Annotated in this window: 13 protein-coding genes; 7 read left to right on the top strand and 6 right to left on the bottom strand. The window is 76.9% G+C overall.

Annotated features, from left to right (window positions below):
* Positions 1-43: 43 nt before the first annotated feature.
* The gene (locus O7599_RS01065) at positions 44-781 is read right to left on the bottom strand and encodes a permease prefix domain 1-containing protein (RefSeq protein ID WP_281620139.1); all 738 of its coding nucleotides are present in this window, start codon (positions 779-781) and stop codon (positions 44-46) included.
* On the bottom strand, positions 778-1,119 hold the full coding sequence (locus O7599_RS01060; RefSeq protein ID WP_281620138.1) for a PadR family transcriptional regulator: 342 nt from the start codon (positions 1,117-1,119) through the stop codon (positions 778-780). Before O7599_RS01060 ends, O7599_RS01065 begins: the two co-directional genes overlap by 4 nt.
* A gap of 71 nt (positions 1,120-1,190) precedes the next feature.
* On the opposite strand from O7599_RS01060, the gene O7599_RS01055 reads away from it, so the two are divergent.
* Positions 1,191-1,667 carry a hypothetical protein gene (locus O7599_RS01055; protein WP_281620137.1) on the top strand — a complete coding sequence of 159 codons (477 nt, stop codon included), beginning with the start codon at positions 1,191-1,193 and terminating at the stop codon, positions 1,665-1,667.
* Positions 1,668-1,670: 3 nt separating this feature from the next.
* Positions 1,671-1,988, top strand: a complete 318-nt coding sequence (locus tag O7599_RS01050; protein ID WP_281620136.1) for a hypothetical protein — start codon at positions 1,671-1,673, stop codon at positions 1,986-1,988.
* On the opposite strand, the gene O7599_RS01045 is transcribed toward O7599_RS01050, so the two are convergent.
* Entirely contained in the window at positions 1,955-3,028 is a 1,074-nt protein-coding gene (locus tag O7599_RS01045; protein WP_281620135.1) for a DUF4037 domain-containing protein, read from the bottom strand. The two genes, O7599_RS01050 and O7599_RS01045, sit on opposite strands and share 34 nt — an antisense overlap.
* Positions 3,029-3,166: 138 nt before the next feature.
* On the opposite strand from O7599_RS01045, the gene O7599_RS01040 reads away from it, so the two are divergent.
* The 4 genes from O7599_RS01040 (at position 3,167) to O7599_RS01025 (ending at position 8,745) form a co-directional block, all read left to right on the top strand.
* Positions 3,167-3,748, top strand: coding sequence for a dienelactone hydrolase family protein (locus O7599_RS01040; protein WP_281620134.1), 582 nt, complete (start codon positions 3,167-3,169; stop codon positions 3,746-3,748).
* Positions 3,745-4,536, top strand: a complete 792-nt coding sequence (locus tag O7599_RS01035) for a GNAT family N-acetyltransferase (protein ID WP_281620133.1) — start codon at positions 3,745-3,747, stop codon at positions 4,534-4,536. The genes O7599_RS01040 and O7599_RS01035 overlap by 4 nt, the downstream gene beginning before the upstream one ends.
* A gap of 109 nt (positions 4,537-4,645) precedes the next feature.
* Positions 4,646-5,677 (top strand): glutathione S-transferase C-terminal domain-containing protein, encoded by a 1,032-nt coding sequence (locus O7599_RS01030; RefSeq protein WP_281620132.1) that lies wholly within the window; start codon positions 4,646-4,648, stop codon positions 5,675-5,677.
* Positions 5,678-5,802: 125 nt separating this feature from the next.
* Entirely contained in the window at positions 5,803-8,745 is a 2,943-nt protein-coding gene (locus tag O7599_RS01025) for a hypothetical protein (protein WP_281620131.1), read from the top strand.
* A gap of 102 nt (positions 8,746-8,847) precedes the next feature.
* Here O7599_RS01025 and O7599_RS01020 read toward each other — a convergent pair whose 3' ends face one another.
* Complete coding sequence (locus O7599_RS01020) at positions 8,848-10,329, bottom strand: MFS transporter (RefSeq protein ID WP_281620130.1); 1,482 nt, start codon at positions 10,327-10,329, stop codon at positions 8,848-8,850.
* 183 nt (positions 10,330-10,512) lie between these two features.
* Here O7599_RS01020 and O7599_RS01015 point away from each other — a divergent pair, with 183 nt between their 5' ends.
* Positions 10,513-13,254, top strand: a complete 2,742-nt coding sequence (locus O7599_RS01015) for a LuxR family transcriptional regulator (protein WP_281620129.1) — start codon at positions 10,513-10,515, stop codon at positions 13,252-13,254.
* Between the two features lie 26 nt (positions 13,255-13,280).
* Here the strand turns inward: O7599_RS01015 and O7599_RS01010 are convergent, their stop codons facing one another.
* Positions 13,281-13,820: an NUDIX hydrolase family protein gene (locus O7599_RS01010; protein WP_281620128.1), complete on the bottom strand. Its 540-nt coding sequence runs from the start codon at positions 13,818-13,820 to the stop codon at positions 13,281-13,283.
* Between the two features lie 21 nt (positions 13,821-13,841).
* Entirely contained in the window at positions 13,842-15,905 is a 2,064-nt protein-coding gene (locus tag O7599_RS01005) for a discoidin domain-containing protein (protein WP_281620127.1), read from the bottom strand.
* Positions 15,906-15,947 lie beyond the last annotated feature (42 nt).

Raw genomic sequence — 15,947 nt, 5'->3', positions numbered from 1 at the left:
CGCCTCCGGGATCTCCGGGTGTGTCCGGCCGCGCGCGGCCGGGTCAGCGGGCCAACTGGGCGCAGTGCCGGCAGGCGCGGGCGGAGGCGGCGAGCCGGGTGTGTGCGGCGAGCGTGACCGCGCCGGCCAGCGCGCCCGCCGGCCAGTCCTGCACCAGCACGGCGCCCGCGGTCAGCGTGAGCGCGCTGACCGCCAGCGCCACGGCCGCGGTGGTGCCGGTCCAGGCCACCACGAGCGGCAGTTGCCGCGGGGTGGCCGACCAGCGGGACAGGGCGCCGGTCGCGGCGAGCGACCCGGCGGCGAGCAGCGCAGCCAGCGCGGCGAGGCCGCCGAGGTTGGCCGCGAGCACGTGCACGGCCGCGGGCATGCGCCCGCCCGCGTCCTCGGCGGTGGCGCCGACCAGGTACCAGCAGGCCATCAGGAACGGGACGATGAGCGCGACGACCCGCGCGGTCTGCCGGGCCTGCGCGATGGTCAGCTCGCGCTGGAAGGCCGGGCCGACCTCCGCCACCGTGCCGAAGTCGCGCACCGCGCGGGCCGCCGCGGCGGCGCGGGACGGCGCGCCGGCCGCGGCGTGCGCGTCGGCGGCGTCGGCGAGCCCGTCGCGTACCTCCGCCAGCATCCGGGACTTGACGCGGACGGGCCCGTGCAGCGCGGCGTCCAGGGCGGCGAGGTGGTCCTCGACGGCGCCGCCTTCCGGGACGGCGGGAGCGGTGCCCTCCTCGTCCGCGGCGCCGGGGGCGGGCGCGGGGGCCGTGCCCCCGGGGTCGCCGGCCGTCATGTCGCCGGCCTCGGCGCCGGGCCCGGGTCCAGGACCGAGCCGATGGCGCTGGTGAACTCCCGCCAGGCGGTGCGCTCGTCCGCCAGCGCGCGCCGGCCCGCGTCGGTCAGCTCGTAGCAGCGCCGCCGCCGCTCGCCTTCCGACTCCCACGTGCTGCGCAGCAGGCCCGTGCGTTCCAGCCGGTTCAGCGCCGGATAGACCGTGCCCGTGCGCAGTTCCAGCGCGCCCGCGCTGCGCCGCTGCACGGCGGTGATGATCGCGTAGCCGTGCAGCGGGCCGCCTTCGAGTGCGGCGAGCAGCAGTCCGTCCAAGTGTCCGCGTACCGGATCCCCTCTCATGGGCGCCCAGCCTACCTCCTTCTGTTGGTGTGCTATGTATTGGTAGCCAACATATTACCCGGGAGGGTGCGGTGACGAAGTTCCTGCTGTCCGTACACGTGCTCGCGGCGATCCTGGCCATCGGGCCGATCGCCGTGGCGGCCTCGGTGTTTCCCCGGATCGCCCGCGAGTCGGCCGCCGCCGACCCCGCGCACCGCGACGGGACCGCCGCGTTCCTGCACCGCGTCTGCCGCGCCTACGCGGTCGTGGGCCTCGCCGTCCCCGCGTTCGGCGTGGCCACCGGCGCGCAGCTCGGGGTGCTGACCGACGCCTGGCTGATCGCCTCCATCGTGCTGACGACCGGCGCGGCGGCCCTGCTCGCGCTTGCGATCCTGCCGGGACAGCAGCGCCTCCTGGCCGCGACGAGCGGCGACGCCCCCGCCCGGGAGGGCGACGTGCTGCGCCCCGCGGCGAGCCGGCTCGCCATGCTCACCGGGGTCTTCAACCTGCTCTGGGCGGTCGTCGTCGTGCTGATGATCGTCCGTCCCGGCTCCACCACGGGGGCGTGAGCCGTGCGCGCGCTGCGGATCGCCGCCGCCGTCGAGCTGCTGACACTCGCGGCCCTGCTGATCAACCTGTTCACCGTGCACACCGAGGCCGTCAGTTCCCTCGGCGGCCCCGTGCACGGCACCGCCTACCTCGCGGTCATCGCCCTCACCTGGGCGACGACGCCGGGGGACACCGCTCCCGGCACCCGGCCGCGGTCGGTCGTCCCGGGCGTCGGCGGGCTGCTGGTGCTGCGCCGGCTGGACCGGCTGCGCCGGCTGCGCCGCGGGGGGCCCGCCGGCGCCGCCCCTCACGTGACGGATCCGCCGGGGCGGGCGAGATAGCGCCGTCTCCGGCCGGCGAACCCGTGCGCGGTGAGGTCGGTGCTGTCGACGTACTGGTCCACGGACCCGACCGGCGGCAGCGCCGCCAGTCCGGGGTCGTCGACCGTGGCGAGCAGCGCGGCGCAGAAGCGCTCGGCGCCCAGGACGAGGAACGGTCTCTCGTAAAAGGGGCGTACCTCCGGCTCCAGCGGCTCCGTGAGCCCCAGGCCGTTGTGCATCCGTGCCACCAGCTCGTAGGCGGGCGACAGTTGCCGCTCGCGCTCCCGCCAGCCGCGCGCCGCCAGCGCCCCGGAGAGCAGCGGCGCCAGCTCCGCCGCCTGCGGCAGGGCGGCGAAGGCGGAGCCGAGCCACTTGCCGTACGGCGGATAGACCCGGTGCATCAGCAGGCACAGCCGCATCAGCTCGCGCACCTGCCTGGCGGCGGTCACCGCGGACCCCAGGTCGTCCCCGACCTCGCCGCAGCGCCCGACGAACGGCTCCTCCTGGTGCAGCCGCTGCCACTGGCACGCCAGCACGTAGCGCCACACCGGGTCCGGGTACCAGCCGAGGCTCTCCCGGTACGAGGTGAGCACCCCGGCGCCGTCGTGGAACACCGCGCCGCCCGTCAGCTCCCGCAGCACCTGCCACGGTGCCGCCAGCCAGCCGCCCGCCGAGAGCCCGCCGTCCGGCACCTCGCCGAGCTGGTCCGCGAAGTGCGCGCGGACGTCGAGGACGTCGACCCAGTGCCGCGGCGTCGTACCGCCGGGGAACGCGAAGCGCACCGGGTGGCCGCGGAACCGCTCCGGCAGCTCCCGGCCGAGCAGCGCGGTGAGCCCGGCGGCGTGCGCCCGGTGGCCGGCCGGCGCGAGGAACACCTGCAGCCGCGGGCCCCAGGCGTGGTCCGTCGAGCGCGGGGTGTCGAAGCCCTGCACCTCCGATCCCCAGCCCAGCAGCGCGGCGGCGTACGGCGCGCCGGCGAGCACCCGGTCCAGGAGGGGGGCGACGGCCTCGGCGTGGAAGTCGCGGGCCAGTTCGAGACCGGGGCGGAATGCGGTGCTCATCGCCGTCACCCTGGCAGACGGCGCCGCCCCGGGCCAGCGGGTTTCGTACGGCGCACCGGCCGGCGGACACCGGCGGCGCGGGGCCCCGGCTAGAGTGCCCGGAAGATCCGATCGGCGACCGCGAGCGGAGGCGTCACCATGGCCGAGGTCGTGCTCTTCCACCACGCGCTGGGGCTGGGCCCCGGCGTTCTCGCCTTCGCCGGCGAACTGCGCCGCGCGGGGCACACGGTGCACACCCCCGACCTCTTCGAGGGACGCACCTTCGGCTCGCTCGCCGAGGGGATGGCGCACGTCGCCGGGATCGGCTTCGGGGAGGTCGTCGCCCGCGGCCTCCGCGCGGCCGACGCACTGCCCGCAGAGGCCGTGTACGCGGGCTTCTCCGTCGGCGTGCTGCCCGCGCAGTGCCTGGCCCAGACCCGCCCCGGCGCGCGCGGCGCGCTGCTCTTCCACTCCTGCGTCCCGGTGGCCGAGTTCGGCCCCGCCTGGCCGAAGGGGGTGCCGGTGCAGGTGCACGGCAAGGAGGGCGACCCTCTGTTCGCCGGCGAGGGCGACCTCGACGCGGCGCGCCTGCTGGTGGCCGGCGCGGCGGACCGGGAGCTGTTCCTCTACCCCGGCGACGAGCACTTCTTCGCCGACCCCACCCTCCCGTCGTACGACCCGGACGCCGCCGCGCTGCTCACCGAGAGGGTGCTGGCGTTCCTCGCGGGCGGGCGGCCGTGAGCGCCGCGGTCCCCGCCGCCCCCGGGGTCGTCCGGGGGCTCCAGGAGCGGGCCGCGCGGGCGCTGCCCGCGGAGCTCGTCGCGTACGCCGACGGCTGGTGGTTGCGGCACCACCGCGGCAGCTCGTGGTGGGTCGGCTCGGTGCTGCCGCACGGACCCGAGGAGCCCGCCGGGCCGGCGGAGCTGCTGCGGCGGGTGGCGCACGCCGAGGAGTTCTACGCCCGGCACGAGCGCGCGGCGCTGTTCCAGATCACCCCGGCCGCCTGCCCCGCCGGGCTCGACGACCTGCTCGCCGGGCGCGGCTACCGCCGCGCGCACCCGGTCTCCCTGCAGGCCGCGGCGGTCGCCGGGGTGCCGGCGCAGCCGACCGGGGGCCGCCTTCGGGCGCGTACCGAAGACCGCCCGGTCGACGCGTGGTTCGGCGTCTGGCACGCCGTCCACGGCCGGGACGCCGCCCCGGCGGCCGCGGGGGGACTCCTCGAACGGGTCGCCGGCCCGTCCGCGTACGCCCGCGTCCTCGACGGCGAGGAGACGGTGGCCGTGGGCCGGGCCGTCGCCGACACCGGCTGGGCCGGCGTCTTCGCCATGGCCACGCTGCCCGCGGCGCGGGGCAGGGGCGCCGGCGGGCGCGTGCTCGGCGCCCTGGCGGGCTGGGCCGGGGCACACGGCGCGGCGCGTCTGTACCTCCAGGTGGAGCGCGACAACCCGGCCGCGCTGCGGCTGTACGCCCGCGCCGGCTTCCGCGAGCTGTGCACCTACCACTACCGCACCGCCGCCGCACAGCCCTGATCCGGCCGCGCGGCGACGCGCCCGGCGGGCACCGCATCGCCTGGCAGCGGGCGGCACGGCACTGGACAATGGGGCCGGTGTTGTCGGCGTGTCGACGAAGGAGCGGGCGATGAGCAGTGAGAGCGACGGAGCGGGTCAGGGCAACACGGAGTACGGCAGGAAGCGCTTCAAGCGCTCCCGCAGCCACTTCGCCGACCGGATCACCGCGGCCGGCGAGGACGGCTGGCCCGCCGAGGCCGGGCGCTACCGGCTCGTAGTCAGCCGCGCCTGCCCGTGGGCCAACCGCACGCTGATCTCCCGGCGGCTGCTCGGCCTGGAGCCCGCGATCTCCGTCGGCGTCACCGACCCGATCCAGGACGACCGGAGCTGGCGCTTCACGCTCGACCCCGGCGACCGCGACCCGGTGCTGGGCATCCGGTTCCTCAGCGAGGCGTACGACGCGCGCGAGACCGGCTACCCGGGCGGCGTCAGCGTGCCCGCGATCGTCGACGTGCCCAGCGGCAGGCTCGTCACCAACGACTTCCAGCAGATCACCCTGGACTTCGCCACCGAGTGGACCGCACTGCACCGCGACGGCGCGCCCGACCTGTACCCCGAGGCGCTGCGCGACGAGATCGACGAGGTGATGGAGGGCGTCTACCGGAACGTCAACAACGGTGTCTACCGGGCCGGCTTCGCCACCACCCAGGACGAGTACGAGGCCGCCTACCACGACGTGTTCCGGCAACTGGACGAGCTGTCCGCGCGGCTGTCCGGCCGCCGCTACCTGGTCGGCGAGACCCTCACCGAGGCCGACATCCGGCTGTTCACCACCCTCGTCCGCTTCGACCCCGTCTACCAGGGGCACTTCAAGTGCAACCGCAACAAGATCGCGGAGGACCCCGTGCTGTGGGCGTACGTCCGCGACCTCTACCAGACGCCGGGCTTCGGCGACACGGTCGACTTCGACCACATCAAGCGCCACTACTACGAGGTCCACACGGGCATCAACCCGACCGGCATCGTCCCGGCGGGGCCCGACCTGTCGGGCTGGCTGACGCCGCACCACCGCGAGCAGTTGGGCGGCCGTCCCTTCGGCGACGGCACCCCGCCGGCGCCTCCGCCCGAGGCGGAGCGCGTCCCCGCCGCCGGCCGGCCCTGACCCCGGCGGACGGGCTGCCCTGACCCAGGCCGACGGGGCGGACGGCCCGCACAGGCCCCCGCGCCGTCCGCCCGCGCGGGAAATGGCGTTGGCGGATCATGGCGGCCTCCGCCATCCTGAGGCGGATGAGATTCCGGCTGGCGGACGGCGTGGTGACCACGGGACAGGCGGCGTGGGCCGCCCGCGCCGGCGTGCCCGTCCGGCTCGCGGAGCAGGCCGACGCCCCCGCGGGCGCACCCGTCGCGCTGGGGCCCCCGGAGGCGGGGGAGGAGCGGGCCGAGGCCGCCGTCGCCGCGTTGCGCCGGCTGGTCGCGGCCGGCGGCCCGGTCGCCGCCGGCGCGGGCGTGGACCTCGGCGGCGGCTTCCGCTCCGCGCGGCTCGCGGGTGCCCGCGGCGACAAGCGGGACGCGGTCCTCGCCGCACTGCGCGCGCTGGGCCCCGCCGAGGCCGGGCGGCTCGGCGACCGGGCGGCGACCACCGTGGCGCTCTTCGGCCCCGCCGCGACCAAGCGCGTGGGCGCCGCCGCCGGCCGGGCGGTGGCCGAGGGCCGCTGGCCCGCCGTGCGGCTCGCGTCCGCCGCCAGCGACGTGCTGGGGCCCGAGCAGGTCGAGCGGATCCTCGCCCTCGAAGCGCCCGACGGCGTCGACCCGGTCGACGGCGGCGCCCCCTCCGTACTCGCCGGGCATCTGGGCCGCGTGCTCGCACCGCTGCCCGGGCCGCGCCGCCCGGCGCTGCTGACCGACCTGTGGGACCGGGTGCTCGACGGCCACGCCCGGCAGGCGCGCCGCGCGCGGCTGCTCGCCACCCAGGGCCGCGACGACCGGGTGGCCCAACTGCGGACCCGACGCACCCGGTTCGAAGAGGAACTGGCGCGCCACCGGGTCTCGTACGACGTGAAGACGGGCGAGTCGCCGCTGCTGGCGGCGGCGCGGTGGACGCCGTCCGACGACTACTGGCACGGGGTGCTGAACCGGATCGTGCAGGACGCCCAGGCGGCGACCGTGCTGCTGCGCACCGCCGTCGCCGTCGCCGACCACGGCCCGGCCGTCGGGCTCGCGCACATGGAGCCGCAGCTCGCCGCCGCCGTCGCGGCCACCGGTCACGCCGCGGCGGCCCGCGCCGCCCGCCGGGTCCCGGGCCTGACCGGGCTGCCCGCCCGCCCCGCCGGGCACGCCCGCGAGCTGCAGCGCCACGTGCTCAAGAAGGGCCCGGCGCACGTCCCGTACGAGACGCAGGTGCGCCCGCGCCTGGCGCGCGCCCGCGACTACGCGCTGGTCGTCGTCGAGGAGGTCGACCGGCTGCTCGACCGGGAGCTGCTCGTTCCCGAGGACGTGCTGCACGCGTGGGCGGCGCAGGGCATGGAGGTCTGGCGCCGGCACACCGGCTACACCCCCGTCCGCCCGCCCGAGGAGTGGGCGGAGAACCCGCCGTGGGTGCGCGACCGCTTCGGCACTACCGACACCCTCGCCGACCGGCTCCGCGACCGCCGGGAGAAGGGCGAGGCGGCGGCGCCCCGCGACGTCGAGGTGCTGGGCGACCTGCTGTGGTACGCCGAACTGGCCGACGCGCTCGCGCAGTTGCACGGCCACGAGGCCGCCTCCTGCACCCCGCGGGGCGGTCCGCTCGGCCTGGACCACGACCCGCCGCCGGCCGCCCGGCCGCTGGAACCGCGGCTGGACTCGGTGAGCCTCGCGGTCTCCGGTGCCGCCCAGCTCGCCGCCCTCGGCGGCACCGTGGGCAAGGGCGTGAAGACCTGGGCGGGGCTGGTCGAGAGCCTGCGCGCGGACGTGGACGTGGCCACGGCGCTCAGCGGCGAGTTCCCCGTACCGCCGCCGCTGGCCGCGGTCGACGCCACCCTCGTCCCCGGCACCCGCGCGCGCTTCCGGCTGGCCCGCAGCGCCCGCACGCTCGCCGAGTGGGCGGACTACATGGGCAACTGCATCGCCACGCCCTTCTACGTCGACGCCGCGCTGAAGGGCCGCAGCGCGCTGGCCGCGCTCCAGGACGACACGGGCCGCATCCTCGTCAACGCCGAGCTGCGCCCGGCCCGCCCCGCCGAGCGCGGCTGGCTCGTCGGCGAACTCGCCGGCCGCTTCAACGACGCCCCCGACGAGGCTCTGGAAGAGCGCTTCCGCCGCTGGGTCGCGACCCTCCCCGGCACCGAGCCGCCCGAGCCGGCGGCGGCACCCGGTGACGAGGCGCCGGCCGGTCCCGCGCGCCGACGCCGGGCCGCGCCGCGGCTCGTGGCGCACGCCGGGCCGGAGCTGGCCCGGCTCGCGGAGCGGGCGTGGGCGGAGCAGGTCACGGACCGGACGGCCGCGGTCTACGCCGCGCTGGCCGCCACGCTGCCGGCCGCCCCGGCCGCCGCCCTACGCGGCACCCGCACCGGCACCGCGGCGGTCGCCGGCACCCGCGGCGGCGACGGACCCGCCGCCGCCCTGACCCGGCTGCGCCGCCTCGGCCCCGCCTCGCTGGCCCACGCCTGCCGCCGCGTCATCGGCGACGAAACGGTGAGCCCGGCGGAGCTCTGGGCGGCCACCGGCGTACGCCCGCTGGCCGCCGCGGTGACGGCGCTGGACCCGGCCCTGCGCGACCGCTTCGAGCAGCTCGAACTCCTCGACGGCGCGGGGCCGCTGCCCAAGGCGCTGCGCGCCCTGGCCCGGCGGCCCGCGGTGGCGCCCGCGTACGCGATCGGGCTCATGGGCCTGCGCGTCCGGGCGGCGCTCGGACGCCTGGTGGACGAGGACGACCCCGCCCTTGCCCGCGTGGTCTCCCGGCGCCCGCCGGCCCCGCTGCTGTGCGCGGCGGCCGTGGCCGTCACCTGCCGGGCTCCGGCGATACCCCTGGCCGCCGTCGCGGAGCCGCGCGCCGTCACCGTGCCGGGCTTCCCGGCGAGCAGCCTCGACGACCCGGATGGCCCCTGGCAACGGGCCTTCCCCGCGGCCCGCGAACTGGGCGCGGACACCGCGACGTTCTGGGACGGCGTCGCGGCCGGCGGCCTGCGAGCCCCCGCCTCCTGGCTTGCCCCGGGCGGCTGGCCCGCGCTCTGGTCCCGCGCCCACCGCTGAACCCACCCTCGCCCGCAGCCCCTTCACCACCCGGCCCCGGGAACCTTCCGCCGGGCCGGCCGCCACCGCCCGGCGTCCCGCCCGCCACAGCCCATCGGGTCCTCAGGACCGCTGCCCCTCGCGGCGCGCGTCCGCGCCCTCCGCCTTTCCGTGGGGCTCCCCCGCCCCACCGGCGACGACGCGGTTCTCCCCGCGCGGCAGGGCGAGCGCCGCCAGGACCGCCGGCAGCAGGGCGACCGCCAGCACGAACGTCGCGGTCCGCATCCCGTCGGCCGTCGCCTCCCGCAGCGCCTGTCCGACCCGCCCGTCGACGCCCCGGTTCGCGATGGCGACGAACACGGCGATCCCCGTGGCGGTGCCGATCTGGAGCGCGGTGGACGCCACCCCGGAGGCGAGGCCCTGCTCCTCCCCGGCGACGCCGGTGCCCGCGGCGATCCACATGCACTCGAAGGTGATGCCCATGCCCAGGCCCACGACCACGATCCCGGCCAGCACGGTCAGGAACGACCCGTCCGCCCGGAAGCCCGGCGCCAGCAACAGGCCGCCCGCGGTGTTCAGCAGGATGCCGGCGATCAGCGACGCGCGGTTGCCGAAGCGGTGGACCAGCTTCTCGGACAGGGCGTTGCCCGCGGTGATGGCCAGGGTGGGGCCGAGGAACGCCAGCCCGGTCTCCAGCGCGCTGAACCCCAGCACGCTCTGGAAGTAGAGCGTCAGGAAGTACGGCACGGCCTGCGTGGTGAACCCGAAGAGCACGATCACGACGGACGCCGCGCCGAGCGCCCGGTTGCGGAACACCCCGAGCGGCATCAGGGGGTGCCGGCCGCGCGCCTGGGTGCGCAGGAACACGCCGAGCAGCAGCGGCGCGAGGGCCGCCGCGGCGACCACCTCGGCCGCCGCCCACCCGGCCTCCGAGCCGTGTGCGATGGCGAAGATCAGCAGGGTCACCCCCGCGGTGCCGGTCAGCGCGCCCGGCACGTCGATGCCGCCCCGGGCGGCGGGGCCGTCGGCCGGCAGCAGGGCGAACGCGCCCACCGCGCCCAGCGCGGCCATCGGCACGTTGACGAAGAAGACGGCCTCCCAGCCGAACGCCTGGGTCAGCACCCCGCCGGCCAGCGACCCCACGGTCAGGCCGCCCGCGCCCGCCATCGCCCAGACCGTGAGCGCCCGGTTCCGCTCCCTGCCCTCCGCGAAAGCGGTGTTGACCAGCGTCAGCACCGCGGGGAACAGCACCGCGCCGCCCAGCCCCTGCAGCCCGCGGGCGGCGAGCAGCACGCCCGGCGCCGTCGCCAGACCGCCGAGCACGGAGGCCGCGCCGTACAGCACCATGCCCGTGACGAACATGCGGCGCCGCCCCAGCAGATCGGAGAGCCGGCCGCCGAGCAGCAGGAAGCCGCCGTAGAGGACCGCGTAGACGCTGACCACCCACTGCTGGGTGTGCGCGGTGAAGCCGACGTCGGCCGCGATGTGCGGCAGCGCCACGAAGACGATGGTCAGGTCGAGGCTGATGACGAGGTGCCCGAGCGCCAGCAGGGCCAGGCCCGGACCCGGCCGCCGGAGGCGGGCGGGGGAGGGTTCGTACGACATCGGTGTGCTCCGTCGCGATACGGTTCCGCGCAGCCGGCAGCCTGCCGCGCGGCGGGCTGCGCGGTCGCCGGCGCGGTGTTCGTGACGCTAGGCCGGGGGGTCTACGTATCCGCATCCGCAATTCTTCGGAATGCGCCCGTGGGAGCCGCGCGTTGCCGTGCTGTGGAGGGGGGAGGACACGGCGTGCTGTTGGGGAGATCCGCCGCGCAGGCGGCGCTGAAAGACCTGCTCGCGGGCGCGGAGGCGGGCCGCAGCGGCGTCCTCGTGCTCCGCGGGGAGGCCGGGATCGGCAAGTCCGCGCTGCTGGACTGGACCGCGGGGGAGGCGAGCGGGCTCGGGCTGCCGGTGCTGCGCGTGACCGGCTCCGAGCGGGAGGCGGAACTGGCCTTCGCGGGGCTGGTGCAGTTGCTGTGGCCGGTGCGGGACCGTATCGCCGCGCTGCCGGAACCGCAGCACGCGGCGCTGCACGCGGTGCTGGACGCCGGCCGGGACCGCGGCCCGGACCGGTTCCTCACCGGGCTCGCCGTGCTCACGCTGCTGACGGATCTCGCGGACCGCGGCCCGCTCCTCTGCCTCGTCGACGACGCCCACTGGGTCGACCGGTCGTCCGCGGAGGCACTGCTGTTCGCCGCCCGGCGGCTGACCGCCGAGGGCGTCGCGATGGTGTTCGCGGTACGGGACGAGGGGCTCGCGGGACACGGCCTGGCCGAGCTGAGCCTGCCGCGACTCGGCGCCCGGGACGCCGCGGAGCTGCTGGCGGACCGCGGGTTCGCGCCGGAGCTGCGGGACCGGATCGTCGCCGAGTCGGCGGGGAACCCGCTGGCGGTGCTGGAGTTCGCGGCCGCGGCCACGACGGAGCACGGCGGCGCGCCCGGCCCGCGGGAGCCGCTGGCCGTCGCCGACCGGGTGCTCGCGGCGTTCCGGGCCCGGATCGACGACCTGCCCGAGCGGGCCCGCCTGATGGCCGTGCTCGCCGCCGCCGAAGGCCGCGGGGACCTGTCCCTGCTGCTGCGCGCCGCGGACGCCCTCGGCACCGGCCTCGACGAACTCGACCGCTCCGGGCTGCTGCACACCACCGGGGCCACCGGGGCCACCGTCGCCTTCCGCCACCCGCTGATCGCCACCGCCGCCTACCGGGGCGCGCCGCTGGCCGCCCGGATCGCCGCCCACCGCGCGCTGGCCGAGTCCACCGGCGACCCCGACTGCCGCGCCCACCACCTCTCGGCCGCCACCACGTCCCCGGACGCGGGCGTCGCCGCCGAGATCGCCGCGGCGGCCGAACGGGCCCGGCGCCGCACCGCGTACGCCGCCGCGGCCGGGCAGTTCCGGCGCGCGGCGCAGCTCGCGCCCGCCCGTGCCGACCAGGCCGCGTGGCTCGTCGCGGCGGTGAGCGCCGCACTCTCCGCCGGGCAACTGGCCTGGGCCGCGGAGCTGGCGGAAGAGGCGGAGCCGCGGGCCGCGGACGGCGCGCTGCGCGCGGAGCTGGCGCGGGTGCGGTCGGTGGTGGAGTTCGAGCGGGGCGCGCCGGGGCGGGCCGCGGCGCTGCTGGTCCGCGGCGCGGCCGGGGCGGCGCCGGACGTCGCGGCGGCGATGCTGCGCACGGCCGCCGGCTTCGGGTGGTTCGCCGGCAGCCCCGAGCCGGTCGGCGTCGCCGCGCGCCGGCTGCGCGAGCTCGGCCGCCCCGACGACGCGGCGGAGGCCATGGCCCTTCTCCTCGACGAGGACTACGGGCGGGGGCTGCCGCTGCTCGCCGGGTACGTCGCGCGGGTGCGGCGGGCCTCGCGGCAGGCCGCGCAGGACACGGCGTACGGCACGGCGTACGAGACGGGACACGACCCCGCGGACGGCGTCCGGCAGGTCGACGGTGACGAGCGCATGCAGGCCCTCTACGGCAGCATCATCCTCGGCGACGACGACGCCGCCCTGGACCTGGCCGCCGACGAGGTCGAACGCTGCCGCGCGGAGGGGCTGGTCGGCCGGCTGCCCAAGGTGCTCCAGGCGCAGGCCATGGCGCAGCGGACGGCGGGGCGGCACCGCGCCGCGCGGGCCTCGGTGGCCGAGGCTGCGGCGATCGCCCGCGACACCGGGCTGTACCGCAGGACCGGTGAACTGGACGTCGTACGCGCGTGGCTGGCGGCGGCCGAGGGCGACGAGACCCGCTGCGCCGCGCTCGCCGGCCAAGCCTCGGACACCGCCCGGGTCGCCGCCGACTGCGCGCTGAGCATGCTCGATGTGAGCCGGGGGCGGCACGGCGCCGCGCTGGAGCGGCTGGAGGCTGCCTGGCGCGGCCCCGGCCGGCACACGGCGGTGCTCATGGCCGCCACCGGCGACCTCGTCGAGGCCGCCGTACGGCTGGGCCGCCCCGAGCGCGCACACGCACCGCTCGACCGCTTCCGGCGCTGGGCAGAGGGCGGCGGCCAGCCCTGGGCGCTGGCGGTCGCGGCCCGCTGCGCGGCCCTCCTGGGGGACGGCGAGGCGGCGTATCTACGGGCCCTGCGGCTGCACGAGCAGGGCGGGCGGCCCTTCGAACGCGCCCGCACCGAGCTGCTCTACGGCGAGTGGCTGCGCCGCGAGCGCCGCCGCAGCGAGGCCCGCGCCCCGCTGCGCGCCGCGCTGGAGTGCTTCGAGCGCCTGGACGCCGCACCGTGGGCCGAGCGCGCCCGCGCCGAGCTGCGCGCCACCGGCACCGCCGTACGCGCCGAGCCGCCCGCCGCCCGCGCGCGGCCGGCCGACCGGCTCACTCCGCAGGAGCTTCAGGTGGCCCGGCTGGCGGCGCAGGGGCTCAGCAGCCGGGAGATCGGTGCGCGGCTCTTCCTGAGTCCGCGCACCGTCGAGCACCACCTGTACAAGGCGTACCCCAAGCTGGGCGTGACGTCCCGGGCCGGGCTCGCCCGGCTGGAGCTGGACGGACCGGTCGAGGACTGACGGCGCGGGTCGGCGCCCCGCGGCGCTCAGGAGGAGACGTACCCCACGTGCGCGAGCGCCTGCTTGAGCAGGTGGCCCTGGCCGCCGGGCATCTCCTGCTGCACCACCGGCGACGCCGCCTCCTGCGGCGTGAACCAGACGAAGTCGAGCGCGTCCTGCCGCGGCCGGCAGTCGCCCGCCACCGGCACGATGTACGCCAGCGACACCGCGTGCTGCCGCGGGTCGTGGTACGGCGTGATGCCCTGCGTCGGGAAGTACTCTGCGATCGTGAACGGCTGCGGCGACGACGGCACCCGCGGTAGCGCCACCGGACCGAGGTCCTTCTCCAGATGCCGCAGCAGCGCGTCCCTGACCCGCTCGTGGTGCAGCACCCGGCCGGAGACCAGCGCCCGGCTCACCGCACCGTCCGCGTCGATCCGCCACAGCAGGCCGACGTGCGTGACCTCGCCCCGGTCGTCGACGCGGACCGGCACCGCGTCGACGTAGAGGACCGGCATCCGTGCGCGCGCCGACTCCAGCTCCTCGGGAGCCAGCCAGCCGGGTGTGGTTTCGGTCAAGTCAGCCATTGGCCGATCTTACGCCGACCCTCATCCGGCGTGGACGCCGACCTCGTAGAGCGAATAGCCGTGGCCGGTGCCCCGCTGGACGCCGACGACACGGACGTAACGCGCCTCGGTGGCGTCGAACGTCGCGGTGTCCAGCCCGCCGTCGCCGTTCTCCGTCGCCCACACCGTGCGCCAGGCGTCGCCGTCGGAGGAGACCTCGACGCGGTACGCCCTGGCGTAGGCCCGCTCCCAGTCCAGCGTGACCCGGCCGATCCGGTGGGCCGCGCCGAGGTCGAGCCGCAGCCACTGGGCGTCGCTCCAGTCGCTGGCCCACCGGGTGCCGCGGTCGCCGTCGACGGCGCGGCCGGGGGCGTAGCTCGTCAGCAGGCTGAACTCCGTGGAACTGGCGGTCGCGGCGGCGCCCGCGGCGAGGTTCGCCGGCTTCTCGTGGCTCTGGGTGGCGCCCCAGGTCGTGAGGTAGGACTCGGCGCCGGCCATCAGGTCCTCGACGACGTCGCCTCCGCCGTGCAGCCGCATCTGCTCGATCCAGTCGGGTACGAGGCCCGCGTGGGCCCCGCCGTCGGTGTTGAAGTCCCAGGTGCGCTCGCCGGTGACCTGCCGGTGGAGGACCGAGCCGCCGTCGGCGCTCGTGAACGGGTACGCGACCTTGTCCGGGGCGTCCGCGCCGCGGGGCGCGGGCCAGCCGCCGACGCCGTTCATGTCGGTGCCGTAGCCGTATCCGGCGCCGTACTCGTCGCGCAGCCCGGCGTCGCGCCGCCCCTGCTCCACGAAGTCCTCGGCGGGGTGCATGTACTGGGCGACGAAGCCGCCGAGGCGGTAGAGCCGCTCGGTCCAGTTCCGGTCCATCCAACTGTGGCTGGAGAGGATGCCCGGGTACGACTCCGACTCCAGGATGTCCAGCGCCCGGCCGGCGGCCTTGACGCTCATGTGGTCCAGCTCGAGCATCATCCCCCGGTCCATCATCCCGCGCACCGCGTACTCGCCGAGCCCGCTCAGCCCGCGGGTGTTGCACCGGGCCTCCTGGTCGTACGACGGGACCGACACCCCCGCGGGCAGCAGCTTCGCCACCTCGGCGGGCGCGTCGGCCAGGCCGATGGGGTTGTCCTGCTGCGGTCCGGTGCACTTCTCGGTGGTCCAGAACGTGCCGGTGGACAGGAACTGCCCGATGTTGACCGCCGCGCCGATGGTGCCGGAGTCGAAGCGCACGCCGCACAGCGCGTTGTCGAACTTGTGGCACAGGAACATGCTGCGTACGCCCATGCCGTACAACTCGTCCAGGCCGCGGTCGATGTCGCCCTTGTCGCACTGCGCGATGCCCAGCACCTGCTTGCAGCCGAACGGCTCGGAGGTCTCCACGCCCAGCACCACGGCGAGCTTGCCCGCGGTGACCACCTCGCGCGCCTGCTCGGCGTCGGTGACGATACGGAACCAGCCGCGGCCGGGGCCGCCGTACATGTCGTCGACGTAGTCCTGCATCTCGTACGTCTTCTCGGCCTGGAGCCGGATCGAGTCCATCTCGTCGCAGCCGCGGTCCTTGGCCGGGTAGACGGAGCAGAGCAGGCCGTTGGTCACCAGGTCCTGCACCAGGACGCGCTGCCCGCCGCGCCAGGCGCGTTCCAGCCAGGCGTAGTAGTTCTGCTGGTGGCTGAGCGAGTCGTGGGCCGGCCAGTGCCCGAACGTCGGCCAGCCGACCGGGTCGTGGTGGCCGTCGGCGCCACCGGTGATGTTCTCGAAGAGGGCGAGGGCGCCGTCGGGGTAGTGCTCGGGGCAGTCCTTCAGCGCCTCGGCGACGCCCTGCCGGGAGAACGTCTCACCGCAGATGAGCCGGCCGCCGAAGCCCTCGTTGGACATCAGGTGGTTGTGCGCGTCGACGAAGCCGCGCACGTTGCCCTCGGCGTCGGTGCCGCGGAACGGCTCGCCGGTGACGTTCACTTCGGAGTCCGGGGCGGGCCGCGCGACGGGATCCCACCAGTCGTTCGCCGCGGCGGCGGTGCCCGGCCCGGTGCCGAACGCCGTCAGGGCGGCGAAGAGGACCGTGACGAGGGTGATCAGGCCGGCCTTGCGCAGGTACGGGTGTCGGGTCATGGGGGTCCCGCCTCCGGTGGCGCGAAAACGCGAAAAGGTGAG

The sequence above is a fragment of the Streptomyces sp. WMMC500 genome (genome assembly GCF_027497195.1).
Classification (GTDB): domain Bacteria; phylum Actinomycetota; class Actinomycetes; order Streptomycetales; family Streptomycetaceae; genus Streptomyces.
This window is presented reverse-complemented; position numbering and strand designations above follow the sequence as displayed.